Origin of the sequence: Tamlana crocina (genome assembly GCA_040429635.1) — a bacterium.
Taxonomy (GTDB): Bacteria; Bacteroidota; Bacteroidia; order Flavobacteriales; family Flavobacteriaceae; genus Flavisericum; species Flavisericum crocinum.
Genome location: CP158972.1, coordinates 1813525 through 1832431, shown reverse-complemented (window position 1 = coordinate 1832431; position 18907 = coordinate 1813525). Strand labels below are relative to the sequence as shown.

Here is an 18907-nt window from a genome sequence, read left to right as displayed (position 1 = left end):
AGTCTATAAAATGAGTTCAGTCAAATATATGTTCCGCAAGTTATTTTATGTTCTATTATTGGTGTTTATTTTGCCATCTCCAATACTAGAACTTAATTCACAGAACCAACCTAAAGCATCTCCAATTTTTAAAAATGGAGAAACCCAGATTGTTCCAGAATTTTCAGATGAAACAAAATGGATTAGGGAAGACCTTTGGGTGGAAACAGATTTCGATACGGACGGAGATGGCAAACCAGACCGCATGCATGTGGATGTTACCCGCCCCAAACAAACCCAAACAGAAGGTTTAAAATTGCCGATAATTTACGAATCCAGTCCATACTATGCTCGAGGTGGGGCTCCTTTTTCACAAGAGGCATTCTGGAATGTAAAACACGAACTAGGTGAAAAAAGTAAACCCAGAAAACATCCAGAGGTAATAGGAACCATAAACCGACCGATTATTTCTAACTCGCAGATTAAAACTTGGGTACCGCGAGGGTTTATAGTTGTTCATTCCTCTTCACCGGGTACAGGCCTTTCGCAAGGTGCTCCCACCATAGGAGGCATAAATGAATCTTTAGCCCCCAAAGCGGTAATAGATTGGCTGTGCGGACGGCGCCCAGGCTACAAAACTCCTTATGGCAATGAAATAGTAAAAGCCTACTGGTCTACAGGTAAAGTGGGGATGACAGGCACCTCGTACAACGGAACCATTCCGCTTGCAGCTGCTACTACGGGAGTAGAAGGTTTAGAGGTTATTATACCTATTGCTCCCAACACCTCTTACTATCATTATTATCGATCAAATGGACTTGTTAAATCACCAGGCGGTTATTTGGGGGAAGACATCGATGTGTTATATGACTTTATACACACCATTAATGATGAAACCAAAAGAGCTTATAACAATTCAACAGTAAGAGATTCTGAAATGATAAATGGCATGGACAGAATTACAGGAGATTATAATGAATTTTGGGCAAAGAGAGATTATTTAAACCATATGGACAAAATGAAGGCCGCTATGCTTATGTCTCACGGTTTTAACGACTGGAACGTAATGCCTGAACACAGCTATAGAATATACAAAAAAGCACAGGAAATGGGGCTACACACCAATGTTTACTATCACCAAGATGGTCACGGTGGACCACCGCCTTTAAGTATGATGAACAAATGGTTTACCCATTACTTACACGGCATTCAAAATGACATAAAAAACGCTCCCAAAGCTTGGATTGTACGAGAAAATGACAACCAAACCAATCCTACACCTTACGATAATTATCCAAACCCAGATGCAAAACCTGTAACTTTTTATTTAACCCAAGGAGCACCTAAAACGGGAACACTATCCCTAACACCTCCAAACACAGATGCGACAGAAACCCTTATTGATAATTACTCGTTCACTGGCGAAGTACTAGCTCAAGCAGAGTATAGCAATCATCGACTACTTTACGCAACGCCGAAACTTAATAACGACATACATCTTTCGGGGGTTCCTGAAGTAACCATAAAACTTTCATGCAACAAACCAGCAGCTAACCTATCTGTTTGGCTTGTGTCACTCCCTTGGAACAAAGGAAAAAATGTTAAAATAACAGACAATATTATAACCCGCGGATGGGCAGACCCACAAAACAATCACTCAATATGGCATAGTACTCCACTGGAAAAACATCAATTCTATACAATTTCTTTCGAGTTAATGCCAGATGATCAAATCATCAAAAAAGGACAACAAATAGGCTTAATGATTTTCTCTAGTGATAAAGATTTTACCCTTCACCCCGCACCAGGTACCGAGCTAACCATAGACCTGAAAGCAACATCGTTAAAATTACCTATTGTTAATGGTATCGATGCCATAAAAAAATCAATTGCCTTTTAATGAACAAAAGAGCCAAGCAAGCTAAAGTAATCCGCTTTTTTAGAAAAGCCCATAGAATCACTGGCATTTACTTATTCGCTCTTTTTTTCATACTATCTATTTCTGGACTGGTACTGGGCTGGAAAAAGCACAGTAAAGGCCTAATACTTCCTCGAACCGAAATTGGGGTTTCAAACAATCCTAATGACTGGCTTCCCTTATCAAACCTACAAAGTAAAGCCCTTGAATCTATAAAATCGAAAGGCAAGAGTATTACAGAAATAAGTAGGATTGATATACGTCCAGAACAGGGTATTGCTAAGTTTATATTCAAAAATGAATATTGGGAGCTACAAATGGATTGCACAACAGCCAAAGTATTGGCGATAAACAAAAGACATTCAGATTGGCTGGAAGACATTCATGATGGCTCTATCCTTGACGATTTATTCAAAACAAGAGTAGAAATCATAAAACTAATTTACACAACCTCTATGGGTGGCGCATTAATCCTTTTCACTATAACAGGTTTTTGGCTATGGATGGGTCCAAAAAGAATGAAAAAACTAAGTAGTTCAAAATTAAAACTACTTTAACAAATAATTAATATTATTATCCATATATCTCATTTTTTTATCCATTTTTTAACATATAGTTAATCTTAATTTAGTTGCCACAATAGCAATAAATACTCAAAACCTCTAACCGAAAGGCCATCTTATTAGGTTTTCAACAGAGGATTAACTAACCGACCTAATTGAAAAATATGAAAAAAAAACATTTACCTATTCTACTAATTTTGTTCTGCCAGACTGTTTTTTCGCAAATTATAGTCAAGGGCTCCGTTAAAGACAATAACGGGACTCCTTTACTTGGCGTTAACGTTCTCGAAAAAGGCACCACTAATGGGGTTGCTGCAGATTTTGACGGCAATTACGAAATTAAAGTAACAGACAATGAAGCCATTCTAGTGTTTTCATTTGTAGGCTACCAAACAAAAGAAATTGCTGTAAAAAACGAAACAACCATTAACGCCATTCTTTTAGAAGACCTTTCTGAACTAGATGAAGTCGTTCTAGTAGGCTTTGGCAAACAAAAGAAAGAAAGCTTAGTAAGTTCAATCACCAGTATATCACCTGGCGAACTCAGAGCACCAACAAGCAACCTTACTACAATGATGGCTGGCCGTGTGGCTGGTATGATTGCATTCCAAAGAAGTGGTGAACCTGGTGCCAACAATTCAGATTTCTTTATTCGTGGGTTGGGGTCTTTCGGTGCTGGTAAACGCAATCCATTAATCCTAATTGATGGCATTGAATCTTCACCCACTGATATGGCCAGACTACAACCCGATGATATAGAATCATTTTCTGTACTAAAAGATGCTGCAGCAGCATCAATTTATGGTGCTCGTGGTGCTAACGGTGTAGTACTTATTTCTACTAAAAGTGGTAAAGCTGGTAAAGTTAAGTTTGATTTCAGAGTTGAAAACAGATTTTCTTCCAACACCGATAATTTTAAGATTGCAGATAACATCACCTACATGAAGCTTGCCAATGAAGCTACTTTAACACGAGACCCATTGGCGCCGTTACCATATTCGCAAAACAAAATAGAACGAACTGCTGCTGGCGCTAACCCACTACTCTATCCTAACAACAATTGGATAGACCAATTAATAAAGGATTACACTTGGAATCAAGCTTTTAACCTAAGTGCCAGTGGTGGAGCTGAAAAAGCTCAGTACTATGTAGCAGGAACATTTAATGTAGATAATGGTTTATTAAACGTAAACGGGCTAAACGATTTTAATAATAATATTAAATTATACAATTACTCATTAAGAAGTAACATAAACCTACAGTTAACACCAACCACAGAAGGAATTGTAAGGCTATATGGCCAATTTGACGATTATACAGGTCCTATAGGCGGAGGGCAAAGAATATTTAACTCAGCGCTATACTCCAACCCGGTATTATTTCCAAATGTATACCCAGAAAGTCTATCTCCATTTACTACCCACCCCATGTTTGGGGGTGCAGAAACTCGTCCGGGGAGTGGTGTTTTAGCCCAAAACCCTTATGCCGAAATGGTAAGGGGATATCAAGTCTATAAAAATTCTACTTTACAAGTACAGTTAGAATTAAAACAAGATTTAGGCTTTTGGACTGAAGGTCTGAGCGCAAGAGCCATGGGGTATATTAGAAGGTTTTCCTTTTTTGATGTCACAAGAAGTTATAATCCCTTCTATTATTCATCCCGTAGAAATCCAGAGAATGGAGAAATAATCCTCAACGTTTTAAACGATGGCAGCGAGGGATCAATTGGAACTACGGGCACTGAATTTTTAGATTACAATCCCGGTAACAAAAACTTAGATTCTAGAATTTATCTTGAAACTGCTATTAATTATAACCGTACTTTTAATGATGTGCACTCTGTTTCTGGTATGTTGATAAATTTAATATCAAGTTACCAAACCGGCAACGCAGGGTCGTTACAAGCATCTTTACCTAGCCGAAACCATGGTCTATCAGGCAGGTTTACCTACGGTTATGACAATCGATATCTATTTGAGTTTAATTTTGGTTACAATGGTTCGGAGCGTTTTTCTGCTGGCAAAAGGTACGGATATTTTCCCTCAATAGGTTTTGCTTACAGGATTTCCAACGAAGACTATTTTCAACCTTTAAAAAATGTTGTTAATGATTTAAAACTGAGATTTACCTTTGGAGAGATTGGAAATGATGAAATAGGCAGACAGGAAGATAGGTTCTTCTACCTATCAAACGTTAACCTGAACGATGGCACCTATGGAGCTTCCTTTGGTGAGGAATTTGGCTTTAGTAGGCCTGGGGTTTCAACAAGTCGATACTCAAACCCTAACATAACATGGGAAAAATCCAAACAAACCAATATTGGTTTGGATGTAGGATTGTTTAAATCCCTAACCATTTCGGCCGATTATTTTAAACAACACAGGTTTAATATTCTTCAAGAAAGAAGCGATGTTGGATCAACCTTAGGACTACAGGTAACGCCTTCAACAAACTTTGGCGAAGTAGAAAGTAAAGGTTTTGAACTCTCTATGGATTACAATGAACAGCTTTCTAGTAGCTGGTGGACTAGCCTTAGAGCCAACATGACCTATTCTACAAGCGAAATTTTAGAATTTGCAGAAATAGACTATCCTAACGAACTTTCGTACCTAAAAAGAAAAGGCAACTCCATCGCTCAGGGCTATGGACTAATTGCTGAAAGATTATTTGTAGATGACGAAGAAGTAGCAAACTCACCAACACAATTTGGTGATGTGAGAGGAGGCGACATAAAATATAGAGATGTTAATGGTGATGGTGCCATTACTAATGCAGACCGCGTACCAATAGGACTTCCTACAACCCCAGAACTTATCTACGGTTTTGGTGGAACAATTGGCTATAAAGATTTTGATTTTAGCTTGTTTTTTCAAGGCTCCGCTAGGTCTAGCTTTTTTATAAGACCTAACTTAATACAACCATTTTTTATAAATGGTAGTTCTGAAAGTGGATTACTTAAAGCAATTGCCGATGACCATTGGTCTGAGAGTAACCGGAACGTTTATGCTTTTTGGCCCCGACTCAGCACCCAACAAGAGGTAAACAACAACCAACCTTCAACATGGTGGATGCGCAATGGTGCTTTTCTTAGACTAAAGAACATTGAGTTTGGTTATAATGCACCAAAATCCATCGCCAACAAAATAGGTCTTGAAAACCTAAGAGTTTATGCTAGCGCTATAAATGTTGCCGTATGGAGCTCTTTTGACTTATGGGATCCTGAACAAGGAGCAAATGGACTGGGTTACCCTATACAATCTGTTTATAACATAGGTTTAACTGCAAGACTTTAATTAAATTTAATTTAAAAAAATCACATAATATGTTTTTAAATAAAATTAAAACACTGGCTATTTTGTTAGCATCAATCATCAGCTTTCAATCATGTGAGAGCCACTTAGATGTTGTTCCAGATAGCGCACCTACAATAGACAATGCTTTCACCCTACGAAACGAAGCTGAAAAATATTTATTCACTTGCTATTCTTATTTACCTAAAAACGGCGATGTGCGGTTTAATATAGCCATGCTCGCTGGAGACGAAATTTGGAAGAATGACATCACTTTAGACGATGTTTCAAATTTTGAAATTGCAAAAGGCAACCAACGTGCCGGTAACCCATTAGTGAATGTTTGGGACGGTAACTCTTATGGTGCTGGCCCTGGCAACAACTTTGACATTTTTGATGGTATTCGACATTGTAACATTTTTATAGAAAAAATGACCGACAGGAACAATGCCAGAGATCTAGACGAATTAGAAAGAACAAGGTGGATTGGAGAGGTCGAATTTTTAAAGGCATATTACCACTATTATCTACTCAGGATGTATGGCCCTATTCCTATAATCGATAAAAATATACCAATTGAAGCATCAACCGATGAGATAAACGTATATCGAGCGCCTTTTGATGACTGTGTTTCATATATTTCAGATTTATTAGACCAATCAGCCGAAAAGCTACCAGAATCTATAGAAGACATAACCAATGAGTTAGGACGCATAACAAAACCCATCGCGCTGGGCATTAAGGCAAAACTCCTTACTATGGCAGCAAGCCCATTATTTAATGGAAATCCAGACTACGTTGGTTTTGTTGATAGCCAAGGTACAGCATTAATGAATACCACTTACGACCCACAAAAATGGCGTAAAGCGGCCGATGCTGCCCTAGCGGCCATTCAATCAGCCGAGGCAAGTGGCAATAGCTTGTTCTATTTTGAACAAAACCAGTTTGACCTATCTGAAACCACCCTCACCAAACTCAGTATTAGGCAAGCCATTACAGAACGGTGGAACCCAGAAATTGTATGGTCTAATCCTAACAGCAGAACAACAAACCTGCAATATTACTGTATGGTTCCAGTAAGTGCAGAATATAACCATACACTTGCACAAAAGATTTTGTCGCCACCACTAAAAATAGCCAAACTATTTTATACTAAAAATGGCGTTCCTATTAATGAAGACAAAACATTGAACTTCACTAACGAAACAGAATTAAGGCTTGCCACAACAGAGGAGAGTTATAACATAGAAGAAGGCTTCCAAACAGCACGAATAAATTTTGACAGAGAACCACGATTTTATGCTAATTTAGGGTTTGATGGCAGTACTTTTTATAAACGAGACAGCCCATCCAAATCCGATGAAAACACTTGGGTTATACGAGCTAAATATAATGACTATGCCGGTAGCAACGCAGGGGTGCTTTACAATGTTTCTGGATACTATATTAAAAAACTAGTAGATTGGCGCATGACAAATTCAACAGGAGAGCCTTACAGGTCTTACGCTTGGCCAGAAATAAGATTGGCAGACCTCTACCTATTGTACGCAGAAGCATTAAACGAAACTGAAGGTCCAACGGCCAATGTTCTTGAGTATGCCAACAGAGTTAGACAAAGAGCAGGTCTTGAAGGTATTGCAGAATCCTGGACTAATTTTTCTGTAAACCCATCAAAATATACCACTAAAGAAGGCATGAGGGAAATACTTCATCAAGAACGTTTAATCGAACTAGCCTTTGAAGGCCAACGTTTTTGGGATTTAAGAAGATGGAAAAAAGCATCTGAAGAGTTAAACAAAGACATTACAGGTTGGAACTATTTAGGCGTTACACAAGAAGAATATTACCAAATAAGAACTTTAGAGCTTCAAAAGTTTGTAGCACCCCGAGATTACCTATGGCCGCTTTCAGAAAACACACTTTTACAAAATCCAAATCTCGTTCAAAATCCTGGTTGGTAAAACCATAAAAAATAATGAATATGAAAAATATTATCTTAAAATACTGCTTAGCTATAGTTTGCCTTGCCATGCAAATGTCTTGTAGTGACGATCAAAACGAACACTCCCCTTTAAGTAATGACAACTCTGTACCTGGCCAGGTAACCAACATAACGGTTACAAATCTATCAGGAAAATCAGAAATCAATTACGCTTTACCAGATGATGATAACTTATTGTATGTTAAAGCCATTTACAAACTTGATAATGGAACCGATATGGAGGTGAAATCTTCATACTACAAAAAATCTTTGGTCATTGATGGATTTGCCGAAGCTGGTCCCAGAGACATAACTCTGTATTCAGTTAGCAGAAACGAAGTTGAGTCCGATCCAGTTGTGGTAACAATAAACCCAAAAGAATCTCCCTTATTTGATATTTTTAGAAGCCTCGAGGTAGGGCCTGATTTTGGAGGGCTATTTGTAGAAGCAGACAACCCAGACCGTACAGACATAGCCATATTAGTGATGGAAAAAGACGATAACGGCGATTGGGTTACCAATGGCAATAGCATTTACACCTCTACAAATGAAATTTTTAGAACCATAAGAGGGTTAGATACTCTGGATTACGAGTTTGCATTCACTATTCGCGATAGGTTTTTAAACACTTCAGACACCTTGTTTCAAACCATAAAGCCTATTTATGAAACTGAAATACCAAGAACTCAATACAGTGGTTATCCATTACCTGGAGATGCTCCTACAGACGATTTTGGGTTTGGTCTAGACAGGCTTTTTGACAATAACTTTAGAGGTTGGCCCAGAATTTATATCACTGACGCTGCCCCACCACCACCCCACGCCTTTACCATTGACCTAGGACAAGAAGTAAAAATAAGCCGTGTAAAAATTTGGGATTATCCACAACAAACGTCCAGTGGCTTTTTCTACTATTGGCAATTTAACATGAGAAAATTTGAGATATGGGGTTCCAACTCTCCAAACACCAACGGCAGTTGGGACAGTTGGGAATTGTTGGGTACCTACGAAGTAATTAAACCATCAGGGCTACCTCTTACCCAACAGAACAACGAGGATATAGAATTTGCCCAAGACGGATTCAATTGGCCTATCCCTATTACAGCGCCCAAATACAGGTATCTTAGAATTAACAACTTAGAAAATTGGGCTGGTTCTGGGCGTTTAGCCATTGCCGAAATGAGAGTATACGGAGATACCCGTTAATATAAATTGAAAATTAAAATTTAATTAAAAAATGATTGATATTATAAAAACAATACAGCTACTTCGCATAACTTTTGTTATTGCGGGCATTTTAGCCCTTTCTTCATGCTCGAACCAAGAAGAGGATGATTACAAGAAATTTGTTTCTGATGGAGAGATAATATACACAGGCAAAATAGACTCTTTAAAAACATTTTCCGGTAAAAACCGTATTAAGCTTAACGGACTACTTAGCCCAGACCCTAAAGTAACTTCTGTAAAAGTTTATTGGGCTAACAAAAAGGAAAGTACCGTTATACCCGTAAACAAAGAAGATATAGCCAAACCTGTTAGTTATATTATTGACGGGTTAGAAGAAAACCTTTACAATTTTGAAATACAAACATTCGATGACGATAATAACAGTTCTATTCCTGTTTTTATTACAGGAAAAGTTTATGGCAATAGATACCAGAACTCATTAATTAACAGACCGCTTATAAAACAAGATTTACAAGAAGAAAGCCAATCTGCCTTTGTTGAATTTGCACCAGTTGATCTTACTTCTGGTATCTTGTTCTCTGAATTGGAGTATGTAGATAGTGATGGCGACCTAATAACCATTGAAGTTCCCACTGAAACAGAATCGATCACTCTGGAGAAATTTACAAACGGTAACACCTTTAAATACCGTACAGCCTTCTTGCCAGAAGAAACAGCTATTGACACCTTTTATACAGATTACAAAGTAATAACACCTTCAGTTCCCATCTCTAAACCTCCATACTTTAAAAATGGAGTAAAACCATTTGCTGTTGCAGAATTTAGCGGAATTAGATATGGCACTCCAAAAGATTGGATTCATAACGAAGGTGCTTTGAACCACAACGGTTACGGAGTTTATGACAATAATAGTGGCGGTGGTATATTCAATCTAGTGAGTGGCTATGGCGAACCCAAATTGGTCAATGCAAAGGTGTACCAAAAAATGCGATTAACGCCAGGAACTTACACTTATAAAGTTGTTACAGAAGGCAACAATTACAACGGTGTAAACGATCAAGTATACGCAACAGTAGCCTTGGGCAACACCCTACCTGATGTTAAAGATGTTGAAACCGCATCATCTACACTTGGCTTTGCTCGTATATCTGGTCCAGCAAATACCTATACAATAGAATTTACCCTCACAGAAGATTTTACGGATATAGCTATTGGACTTGCAGCAACAAATGGTATTGACCCTAGCAACCCAGATGCCGAGCCAGTAAATATTAATAGATATATGACGTTTGCGTCTTTTACATTAAGCAAGTAGTAAGTTTATTGTTTTAATTTTTTATATTATAAAAAATCTCGAGAAATAGCCCTCGAGATTTTTTTATTCAATATTTTTTCTGATTTAAGATTATCGAAATGCCAAATAAAATAACTCTTGCTGCCACTACTGAATAAATCTAAATTTCAATAAACTCATTTTTAATTAAATTTTGTAGGATTTTATTTTCTATTTTTTTATATTTAAAATCTGTTATAAAAACTTTACGACAATGAAAACTTGCTGCCTTTATTCCACAGTCATTTTAAGCTTAATATTATTTTCAAGTTGCAACAATGATACCACGGGTAAAGTTAGATCTAATAAAGTACTCACACAATCCAGTCTTCCAGACCTTTCAACACTTATTTCTTATGAAGATTACCGTAACCAAACTGTAACAAAAAAAATAGATTCGGTTATTAAAACCCAAAAAGATTTTTTACAGATGATAATGGAAGATAAAAGCCTAGTAAAGATAAACCCTTATGGTTTGTTTTTGACGGGTTATGAAATAATAAGTAGTGATGAATCTACAATTGACAATATTTTAAATACACCTATTACGGAAAAGACATATTTACCCATTTACGTTGGAAAAGATAAAAACACCCTAAATGAATTTGTAATAAAGCAACCTTTTACTATCAACAACATGAAAAAACCAGAAGTGGTAGATGAAATAAAAAGGCAAAAAGACATAATCAAATTTCGTGTTGCTCAAATACCTGATTCACAATATCAATTGCTGCGATTAGAATGGGACTATCATGGTAAAAAATTTTTCACCAATGCTGTTTTTAGTGGTAAAGAATTGATATATGATGAGATTTTATCTAATCTTAGTGAAATAAATTATATACGAAATTGTAGTTCTGACGAAACCAATATGTAAAAAAAATCAAACATTAAAAATGCTACAGAAGACTGTTCAACAACGTTTAATATTTTTTTTTATGACGAAATCATGTTAACTCGAAAAGGACTCTATGGGAGTGGTTCGTATGCATATGCGCGCATAACAGTTTCTGGCGAACAATGGGCACCAGACTGTACTAAATATATTCAAAGCAAAAGTACAGAGGCAAATGGCTATTACCAACCTGGATACTCTGGGGACTCCAAAGCTAAAATTATTAATTTTACACCAGCTGGGATGTATTATTATGGTTCTTGTGATTACGAACTTGCAGCTGTAATTTCCAATTACGCACCATTTTCCACTTCAATAACATTGTCCTGGAATGGATCTGAGTTTACTGTAACAGGAGGTTCTTGGGGCTATAGCTTTCAGAGTAAAGGGAACTATGTTACTCCTGATATGCTTAATTAGAAAATATTGTCAGTAATGGAACAACATGATTACAACTATCTAACACAAAATAGCATTTGCTATTAATGATGCTATTTTCTGAATGCGCCAAGATAAACATGTTGCTTCCATCGAATAAAATAAAAAAGGTAGTATCTCACTAAGTGTGTAAAGTTTAAATATCGAGGGTTAACAGCTCTCGATATTTTTTTGTTTAATTTTAAATTTTATACACTTATGAAGAAAGAAGATTTTCTAAACGACGACTTTTTAAAACAGTTCAAAACAGGAGACGAACTAACCTCCTTTCTAAAATCCATCCAAAAGCGGGGCATTGAAAAGATGCTTGAAGGCGAGCTTGATGCGCATCTGGATTATGAAAGGCACCAACAATCCGATAACAGCAATACCCGTAACGGTTACGCTTCCAAAAAGATAAAAACGGCATTGGGCGAGACCAATATTAAAGTTCCCAGAGACCGAGAAGCCTCTTTTAACCCCATGCTCGTCCCTAAACGCACCAACATGGTCGATGGCATAGAAAATGTGATTATCAGCCTTTATGCTAAGGGCATGAGTAATTCCGATATCGAAGAACAGATCCGTGAAGTCTACGATTTTGATGTATCCACATCCACCATATCCCGCATCACGGATAAAGTTACCAATGATATTGTTGCCTGGCAGAACAGGCCATTGGAGCCCGTATATTTAATTACTTGGATGGATGGCATTGTATTTAAGGTTCGGGAGAACTCCAAAGTCATTAACAAAACCATGTACATTGCCGTAGGACTACGTAGAGACGGTAAAAAGGAAGTCCTAGGGCTTTGGCTGGGTAAGAATGAATCGGCAGCCTTTTGGATGAGTGTACTAACCGATATGAAAGCCAGAGGCGTTCAGGATTTGCTTATCACGGCCACAGATAATCTTAACGGTTTTACCGACACCATTAAAAACGTTTTTCCTGAATCCAAGACCCAAATCTGTGTGGTGCATCAAATTAGAAATGCTTGTCGCTATGTGGTTTGGAAGGACAAGAAGGAGTTTACAAAGGATATGAAAAGCATCTATGATGCACCTACCAAAAGCGCAGCAAAAGCCGCTCTGGAGGACTTTGCCCAGAAATGGGAACACAAGTACTCTTACGCTATTAAAAGCTGGAGGGACAACTGGGAAGAACTTACAGCTTTCTATGAATTCCCTTTAGAAATCAGAAAAATCATTTACACTACGAACCTTATTGAAAACCTTAATGGAAAAATCAGAAAATACACTAAAAACAAACTCTCATTCCCAACAGATGAAGCTGTTATGAAATCCACTTTTTTAGCCATTAGAGAGGCTACCAAGAAATGGTCGATGCCCATTAGGAACTGGGGCATTATTTTAAACCAGTTTTTGACTATATTTGAAAAAAGGGTCCGGCTTTAATTAAGCCAAACCCTCGATTTATAACTTACACACTTTTCGGGATAGTGTCATAAAAAACTGCTATTACCAACAACTACTTCTCCAAAATTTTCCTAAAAGCAGGATCCCAAATATCTTTGTATTCCACTTCCTTATTTTGCATGAGTTGTTTGTGGATATGAGAGGTAACCCCCATCCATTGTTCTCCTTCATCCCATAAAGGCGGAATAATTTCTAACTCCCAAGCTTTATAGCTCTCTATAATTGAACCGAAAACATCTGGTTTTTGTTTAATTATATTTTGACTTTCTCCCAAATCATCTTTTAAATTATACATAACAGAACCGAAATTTTTCAGTGAAATTAATTTATAGTCGCCAATCCTAGCTGCAGACTCATCTAATTTTCGCCAAAACAACTCACCGTGAGGGCTCCCTTCTGCTTCATTTCTTAAATATGGTATTAAATTAACACCATCTAATTGAAGGTGTTCGGGTTTACTAATGTGAGCTGCCGCCAAAGAGGTTGAAAAAATATCTAATGAAGACGACAACCCATCAAAGCGTTTACCACCCTTAAACCCAGCTGGCCAACTCACTACAAAAGGCACTCTATGCCCACCTTCAAACTTATTGCCTTTCCAACCTTTAAGCGGACCAGATTGCGATTGGTTATTATGGGCTCCTCCATTATCGCTTAAAAAATAAATTAAGGTATTTTCACGTTCACCCAGTTCTTCTAATTTATTCAATAATTTACCTACGTTTTGATCTAACGACCATGTCATGGCTGCTAATTCTCTACGCGGGTGATTTTCAAAGCGTTCTAAATCTTCTTTTTTAGCTTCCATAGGTGTATGCACGGCATTGTATGCCAAATACATAAAAAATGGTTTCCTTTTTGAATCCTCCATAAATTTTAAAGACTGGTCTCCCAAAACATCCGTCATATAACCATTAAAAACCACACGCTCTCCATTATGTTGAAGCATTTTTTCTTTGCTTGGATTCGCCAAAGGAAAATAAGAACGACTACCCGAAATAAACCCATAAAACTCGTCGAAACCTCTGTTATTTGGATGATCGGACATTTCTTCTCCCAGATGCCATTTCCCTAGGGCATAGGTATTGTAGCCATTGGCTCGAAACACATCTGCCATGGTTACAACACCGTCACTTAAACCAATACCTCCAGTACCGTTGGCTTCAAACCCGAACCTCTGTTGGTATTTCCCTGTTAGCAAACCGGCCCTGGAAGGTGCACAAACCGTGGCACTTACATGAGCATCGGTAAAAATAACGCCATTACTTGCTAGGGCATCAATGTTTGGTGTGTGCAAATCTTTACTACCCATAAACCCAAAATCTACATAGCCGGCATCATCCAATAGAACAACTATAACGTTGGGTGGCTTTGTAGCTGCCACTGTTTGTTCGTTTAATTTTGTTTTACAACCCAACGAACTCAAAGTTAAGAGTGCAAAACATATGGTTTTAAAAAGAATATTCATTTTTTGTTCGTTAATTCAATGCAAACTTTAATTTAAAGGAAAGATAGTATAGGAATAAACCATCGATTTAGGCTTTATCTGATATTGCTCTAAGGGCCTGGCCCACCAACTGGTATCGCCACCAACGCCCATTTGTTTATTGTCTATATTTATATTCACAAAATCGCGTTTTTTAATATCTGTTGTATGGCGTTGTTGCTTGGTTAAACCAGCATCAAAATCTGAATTATATTGATGATGTGCACTAAAACTAAATAGTTTTGATCCTGTAACTTTTATACCTTTTCCTTTTTCATTTGTAAAAGAGACCCACCGAACATCTGTTTTATATCCATTTTCTTGAGGCCGTATGTAAGGAACATATAAATCTTCCACTTTAGTGTTATAGATGCCTACAAAAGCTGAAGTATTTCGGTCTTGATAATTTTCTTGCGGTCCTCTACCGTACCAGTTCACATGGTTGTAATCCGCTTTTAATATAAAATTATTTCCGAAACGAGGTAGGTTAGGCAATTCACCACTCACCTCCTTTAGTGTATTTGTAACCGTAATTTGGCCAGACGCCTCTATTTTATAATCTAATTGAATTTGCGCCATATTGTCTGGTAATTGATAAACCAACTCTAATTTTGCCCATGCATCAACAAGGGACTCATGTTCAGACAGAGAGGCTAGGTCTACAATCGTATTACCAGCTTTTAGTGCGTATGACGTCAACACCTGTTGATCTGTGGCCCTTTTCCATTTTGCAAAATGTTTTGGCATATTAAAACCGAAATCGTTATCGGTTGTAGCTCTCCAGAAATTTGGTTGAATGCCTTGTTTGATTATATTTCCGTTACCATAATTCAATGTTACCAGTTTTCCAGTCTGCAGGTTAAAACCAGCTTCAAAGTTATTAGACTTAAAAAATAAGCTATCATTAACTTTCTTAATAGTAATATTATCTGTTGTATTTTCTTTGAATATTGGCGTATAAGTTCCCGTTAAAAACTCTGCTTTAGCCAATGGGTAGCCTTTTGGTATTAACGGCCTTTTTTCTTTTGTTCTAGCGAACAGTTGAAGTGCAAATTCGCCCGATTGAAAATCTATTTCTGGTAAATTAAGTGTTATCACTTTTGAAGTTCTGGGTTCTAAATCAATTGATTTTATGATCCCCTCATCAATTTTAGATCCGTTTTTAAAAAGTTGCCACGAAAAATCAAATTGATTTAGATTGGTAAAAAAATACTCATTGTAAACGGTTACTTGACCTGTTTTTAAGTTGGCGTCTTTAAAATGAATATCTTGATAAACTTTTTTAAGTTCTTCCAAACCTGGGTGCGGTGTACGATCTGGATTAACAATACCATTTAAACAAAAATTAGCATCATTATGGATGTTTTCTGCTCCAAAATCGCCTCCATACCCCCAATATTTCTCCCCTTCTGGGGAGGTAGCAACAAGCCCTTGGTCAACCCAATCCCAAATAAAACCACCTTGCATAATATCATATTTCCTAATAACATCCCAATAGTCTTTAAAGTTGCCTAAACTGTTCCCCATAGCATGAGCGTACTCACATTGTATTAAAGGGCGGTTGGGGTTGTTCTCGGCATACTGAATCATCTTTGGTATTCGCCAATACATAGGTGCTTGAATATCTGTATTTTCATAACCGGTAGCACCTTCGTATTGTACAGGCCTTGTAGAGTCATTTTCTTTTAACCAATTATAGGTAGCTACGAAATTATTGCCATTTCCAGCTTCATTTCCTAAAGACCATGTGATGATAGACGGATGATTTTTATCGCGTTCAAACATTCTTATCGTTCTATCTAAGTGAGCTGTTTTCCATTTTGGTTGATAAGCGGGATGCACCTTTTTTGCTTCCTCGTTATTATCCAATCCTTGGTTGGTAGTTCCCATACCATGAGTTTCAATGTTCGCTTCATTTATAACATAGAATCCGTACTGATCACACATAGAATAGAAAAACGGATTTTTAGGGTAATGGCTACAACGTATGGCATTTACGTTGTTTTTTTTCATTAGCTCCAAATCCTTCATGGTCAATTCTTCACTTACAACGTGTCCTGTTTTTTCATCGTGGTCATGAAGATTCACTCCTTTTAACAATACTGGCTTCCCATTTACTAAAAATTGGTTGTTTTCAATTTTTATATTTCTGAAACCTGTTTTTATGGAAGTAGCCTGCATAATGTTGCCATCAACATCTTTAAGCGTTACTAGCACAGTATAGAGTTTTGGTGTTTCTGCCGTCCATGGTACTACATTTGAAATTGTTCCCTCATGAAAAACTTCAATAGATTGTTTAGAAGAAATTTCAAAATTCTTTGAAAAAGCTTCGATCTCTTCATTGCTATCCATGAGCTTAATTTCTACAATCCCCTTTTCCGGCTGTTTTGAATATGAGCTTAAATCTATCTTCGCACCAAATAAGCCTTGTTTATAATTGCTAGACAGGTCGTTTTTAAGTTTTATATCTTTTATGTAAACAGGGTTTTCAACTCGTAAATAAACATCTCGCTCAATACCACTTAATCTCCAAAAATCTTGATCTTCCATATAGCTACCATCAGACCAGCGTAGCACCTGCACAGATAATTGATTTTCGCCTGGTTTAAGATATTTTGTCACCTTAAATTCTGCAGGGGTTTTACTGCCTTGGTTATAACCTACCATTTGGCCGTTTATATACACATACATAGCACCACTTACCCCGGCAAAATGTAAGAACACATCTTTGTTTTTCCAATCTGTTGGGATTTGAAAAGTTCGTTTATAACTACCTACATTATTAAAATTATGAGCGATATAGGGAGGGTTTTTAGGAAAAACATAACCCGCATTAACATAAATAGGCAGTCCAAATCCTTTTAACTCCCAGTTTGAAGGTACAGAAATAGTATCCCAACCTTTTAAACTAAAATCTTCTTTGTAAAAATCTTTGGGTCTGGCTTGCACACTATCTGCATAGTAAAACTTCCAAGTGCCATTTAGTGATTTGTAAAATGAAGACGACTTCCATCCCTTATTTGTTATTGCTTCCTCTACGGTCCTATGGTTATAAAATGTCGCTCTCGGGGCCTCCCGGTTTATTTGGAATATTTCAGGGTTTTCCCATTCGGGGTTTTCCCAAGTTTCAGCTACATAAATAGGTTTTGAAAGCTGCACTTTATTGCACGAAACTGTTAGTACTAGTATTAAAATTAAGTTACAGTAAAATTTCATCTGGTATTTATTAAAATTTAAAAAGTCTTACAGAATGCAAATACACTAACGGAGTTAAAATGATTAAAAAAAAAACAGACATAATATAGTTATGTCTGCTCCTTTTCAATTATAAACCAACTTGATGTAATATCTTTTTATTGAGGTATTTTATAACATCAAATTAAGGTTTATTATTTAGTTCTTAACGATTCTTTTAAAGGCCGTGTTCCCTTGAGAATTAGCTATTTCAACAACATAAACTCCAGATTGCAAACCACTTATATCATACTCATTATCATTAAAACTAATTATGTTTTCGGCCACCTTATTTCCCAAAATATTATAAATCGATACATTCTCAACAATTGTATTACTTTGGGTTTTTAATTTAAAAGTAGATTGTACTGGGTTTGGGAATAACGAAACGCTATTCTCAAACTTTAAATCGGAAGCAGATAAAGGATTGCTATCTAAAATTTGAATATTATCAATGTAACCGAAAGCATCTGTATTGTTTAGCACTTGACCTGCTGGCACATTTTCATAACCTATATCTGGATGGATAGATAATCTATATAAAGTCCCTAAAGTAAATGCTGTTGCCGCCGGACTATCTTTAATTTCAAACACAATTTCCTGCCATTGGTTAAAATCTGTATACGAATTTACGGCCCTTACTACCTCGCTCCCATTTGATGCATCGTCAGGAGCATCAAAACGAACCCCCAAATCTGGTTGTGCTGGAAAATTAACCATCATACTTAAAAATTTGGTTTCAGAAGATGAAATAGCCATGTCAACAACATCAACACCTTGAAAAACCCACCATTGGGCGCCCGTTCTTTTAATTTCCAAACAATTGGCTGATGTGTTCAACCCTGATGTGTTAGGGTTTGCCACCACTGAAGTGGTTATACCTCCCCCAACATTAAGTAAACCCGTAGTCCCCGATTCGAAATCGTTAACCAATGTTTGCCCAAAAGCTAAAACAGAGCAAAACAGAAATGCTGTAAGCGAAAAAGTAATTTTTTTTGTCATAATAAATAATTTTAATTAGTTAATTGGTTTTGTATAAAATTAATTTTAATAAGCAATATTTAAATGGACTAACATTTTGCTTTTATAGACAATACTACTTTTTTGACACCATTTTAGCTCTTATTGATATTTCAACAGAATAATTAAATAAAATAACGCATTTTCTAACATATTCCTTTCCTTC

12 protein-coding genes are annotated in these 18907 nt (G+C 36.9%); 9 read left to right on the top strand and 3 right to left on the bottom strand.

Annotated features, from left to right (window positions below):
• Positions 1-10: 10 nt before the first annotated feature.
• The 9 genes from ABI125_08150 to ABI125_08110 all read left to right on the top strand — a co-directional run bounded on the left by ABI125_08150 (position 11) and on the right by ABI125_08110 (position 12980).
• Positions 11-1879: a Xaa-Pro dipeptidyl-peptidase gene (locus ABI125_08150; GenBank protein XCF07822.1), complete on the top strand. Its 1869-nt coding sequence runs from the start codon at positions 11-13 to the stop codon at positions 1877-1879.
• On the top strand, positions 1879-2454 hold the full coding sequence (locus ABI125_08145) for a PepSY domain-containing protein (protein ID XCF07821.1): 576 nt from the start codon (positions 1879-1881) through the stop codon (positions 2452-2454). Before ABI125_08150 ends, ABI125_08145 begins: the two co-directional genes overlap by 1 nt.
• Before the next feature lie 170 nt (positions 2455-2624).
• A complete protein-coding gene (locus ABI125_08140; protein XCF07820.1) occupies positions 2625-5753 on the top strand; it encodes a TonB-dependent receptor in 3129 nt (1042 codons plus the stop codon).
• A gap of 29 nt (positions 5754-5782) precedes the next feature.
• Positions 5783-7711 (top strand): RagB/SusD family nutrient uptake outer membrane protein, encoded by a 1929-nt coding sequence (locus tag ABI125_08135; protein ID XCF07819.1) that lies wholly within the window; start codon positions 5783-5785, stop codon positions 7709-7711.
• Between the two features lie 20 nt (positions 7712-7731).
• Entirely contained in the window at positions 7732-8937 is a 1206-nt protein-coding gene (locus ABI125_08130) for a DUF5000 domain-containing lipoprotein (GenBank protein XCF07818.1), read from the top strand.
• 31 nt (positions 8938-8968) lie between these two features.
• A complete protein-coding gene (locus ABI125_08125; protein ID XCF07817.1) occupies positions 8969-10234 on the top strand; it encodes a DUF4998 domain-containing protein in 1266 nt (421 codons plus the stop codon).
• Between the two features lie 232 nt (positions 10235-10466).
• Positions 10467-11129, top strand: a complete 663-nt coding sequence (locus ABI125_08120) for a hypothetical protein (GenBank protein ID XCF07816.1) — start codon at positions 10467-10469, stop codon at positions 11127-11129.
• A gap of 72 nt (positions 11130-11201) precedes the next feature.
• Positions 11202-11567: a hypothetical protein gene (locus ABI125_08115; protein ID XCF07815.1), complete on the top strand. Its 366-nt coding sequence runs from the start codon at positions 11202-11204 to the stop codon at positions 11565-11567.
• A 216-nt stretch (positions 11568-11783) separates the two neighbouring features.
• On the top strand, positions 11784-12980 hold the full coding sequence (locus tag ABI125_08110; protein ID XCF07814.1) for an IS256 family transposase: 1197 nt from the start codon (positions 11784-11786) through the stop codon (positions 12978-12980).
• A gap of 73 nt (positions 12981-13053) precedes the next feature.
• On the opposite strand, the gene ABI125_08105 is transcribed toward ABI125_08110, so the two are convergent.
• From ABI125_08105 to ABI125_08095, 3 genes are all read right to left on the bottom strand, one after another.
• Positions 13054-14385 carry a sulfatase-like hydrolase/transferase gene (locus ABI125_08105; protein XCF07813.1) on the bottom strand — a complete coding sequence of 444 codons (1332 nt, stop codon included), beginning with the start codon at positions 14383-14385 and terminating at the stop codon, positions 13054-13056.
• A 111-nt stretch (positions 14386-14496) separates the two neighbouring features.
• Positions 14497-17703 carry a glycoside hydrolase family 2 TIM barrel-domain containing protein gene (locus ABI125_08100; GenBank protein ID XCF07812.1) on the bottom strand — a complete coding sequence of 1069 codons (3207 nt, stop codon included), beginning with the start codon at positions 17701-17703 and terminating at the stop codon, positions 14497-14499.
• 177 nt (positions 17704-17880) lie between these two features.
• On the bottom strand, positions 17881-18723 hold the full coding sequence (locus ABI125_08095; GenBank protein XCF07811.1) for a T9SS type A sorting domain-containing protein: 843 nt from the start codon (positions 18721-18723) through the stop codon (positions 17881-17883).
• Between the last annotated feature and the right edge of the window lie 184 nt (positions 18724-18907).

Bases quoted from the DNA above. Each gene is read 5' to 3' on its own strand.
- ABI125_08150 (XCF07822.1), top strand. From the start codon at position 11: ATGAGTTCAGTCAAATATATGTTCCGCAAGTTATTTTATGTTCTATTA.
- ABI125_08145 (XCF07821.1), top strand. From the start codon at position 1,879: ATGAACAAAAGAGCCAAGCAAGCTAAAGTAATCCGCTTTTTTAGAAAA.
- ABI125_08140 (XCF07820.1), top strand. From the start codon at position 2,625: ATGAAAAAAAAACATTTACCTATTCTACTAATTTTGTTCTGCCAGACT.
- ABI125_08135 (XCF07819.1), top strand. From the start codon at position 5,783: ATGTTTTTAAATAAAATTAAAACACTGGCTATTTTGTTAGCATCAATC.
- ABI125_08130 (XCF07818.1), top strand. From the start codon at position 7,732: ATGAAAAATATTATCTTAAAATACTGCTTAGCTATAGTTTGCCTTGCC.
- ABI125_08125 (XCF07817.1), top strand. From the start codon at position 8,969: ATGATTGATATTATAAAAACAATACAGCTACTTCGCATAACTTTTGTT.
- ABI125_08120 (XCF07816.1), top strand. From the start codon at position 10,467: ATGAAAACTTGCTGCCTTTATTCCACAGTCATTTTAAGCTTAATATTA.
- ABI125_08115 (XCF07815.1), top strand. From the start codon at position 11,202: ATGTTAACTCGAAAAGGACTCTATGGGAGTGGTTCGTATGCATATGCG.
- ABI125_08110 (XCF07814.1), top strand. From the start codon at position 11,784: ATGAAGAAAGAAGATTTTCTAAACGACGACTTTTTAAAACAGTTCAAA.
- ABI125_08100 (XCF07812.1), bottom strand. From the start codon at position 17,703: ATGAAATTTTACTGTAACTTAATTTTAATACTAGTACTAACAGTTTCG.
- ABI125_08095 (XCF07811.1), bottom strand. From the start codon at position 18,723: ATGACAAAAAAAATTACTTTTTCGCTTACAGCATTTCTGTTTTGCTCT.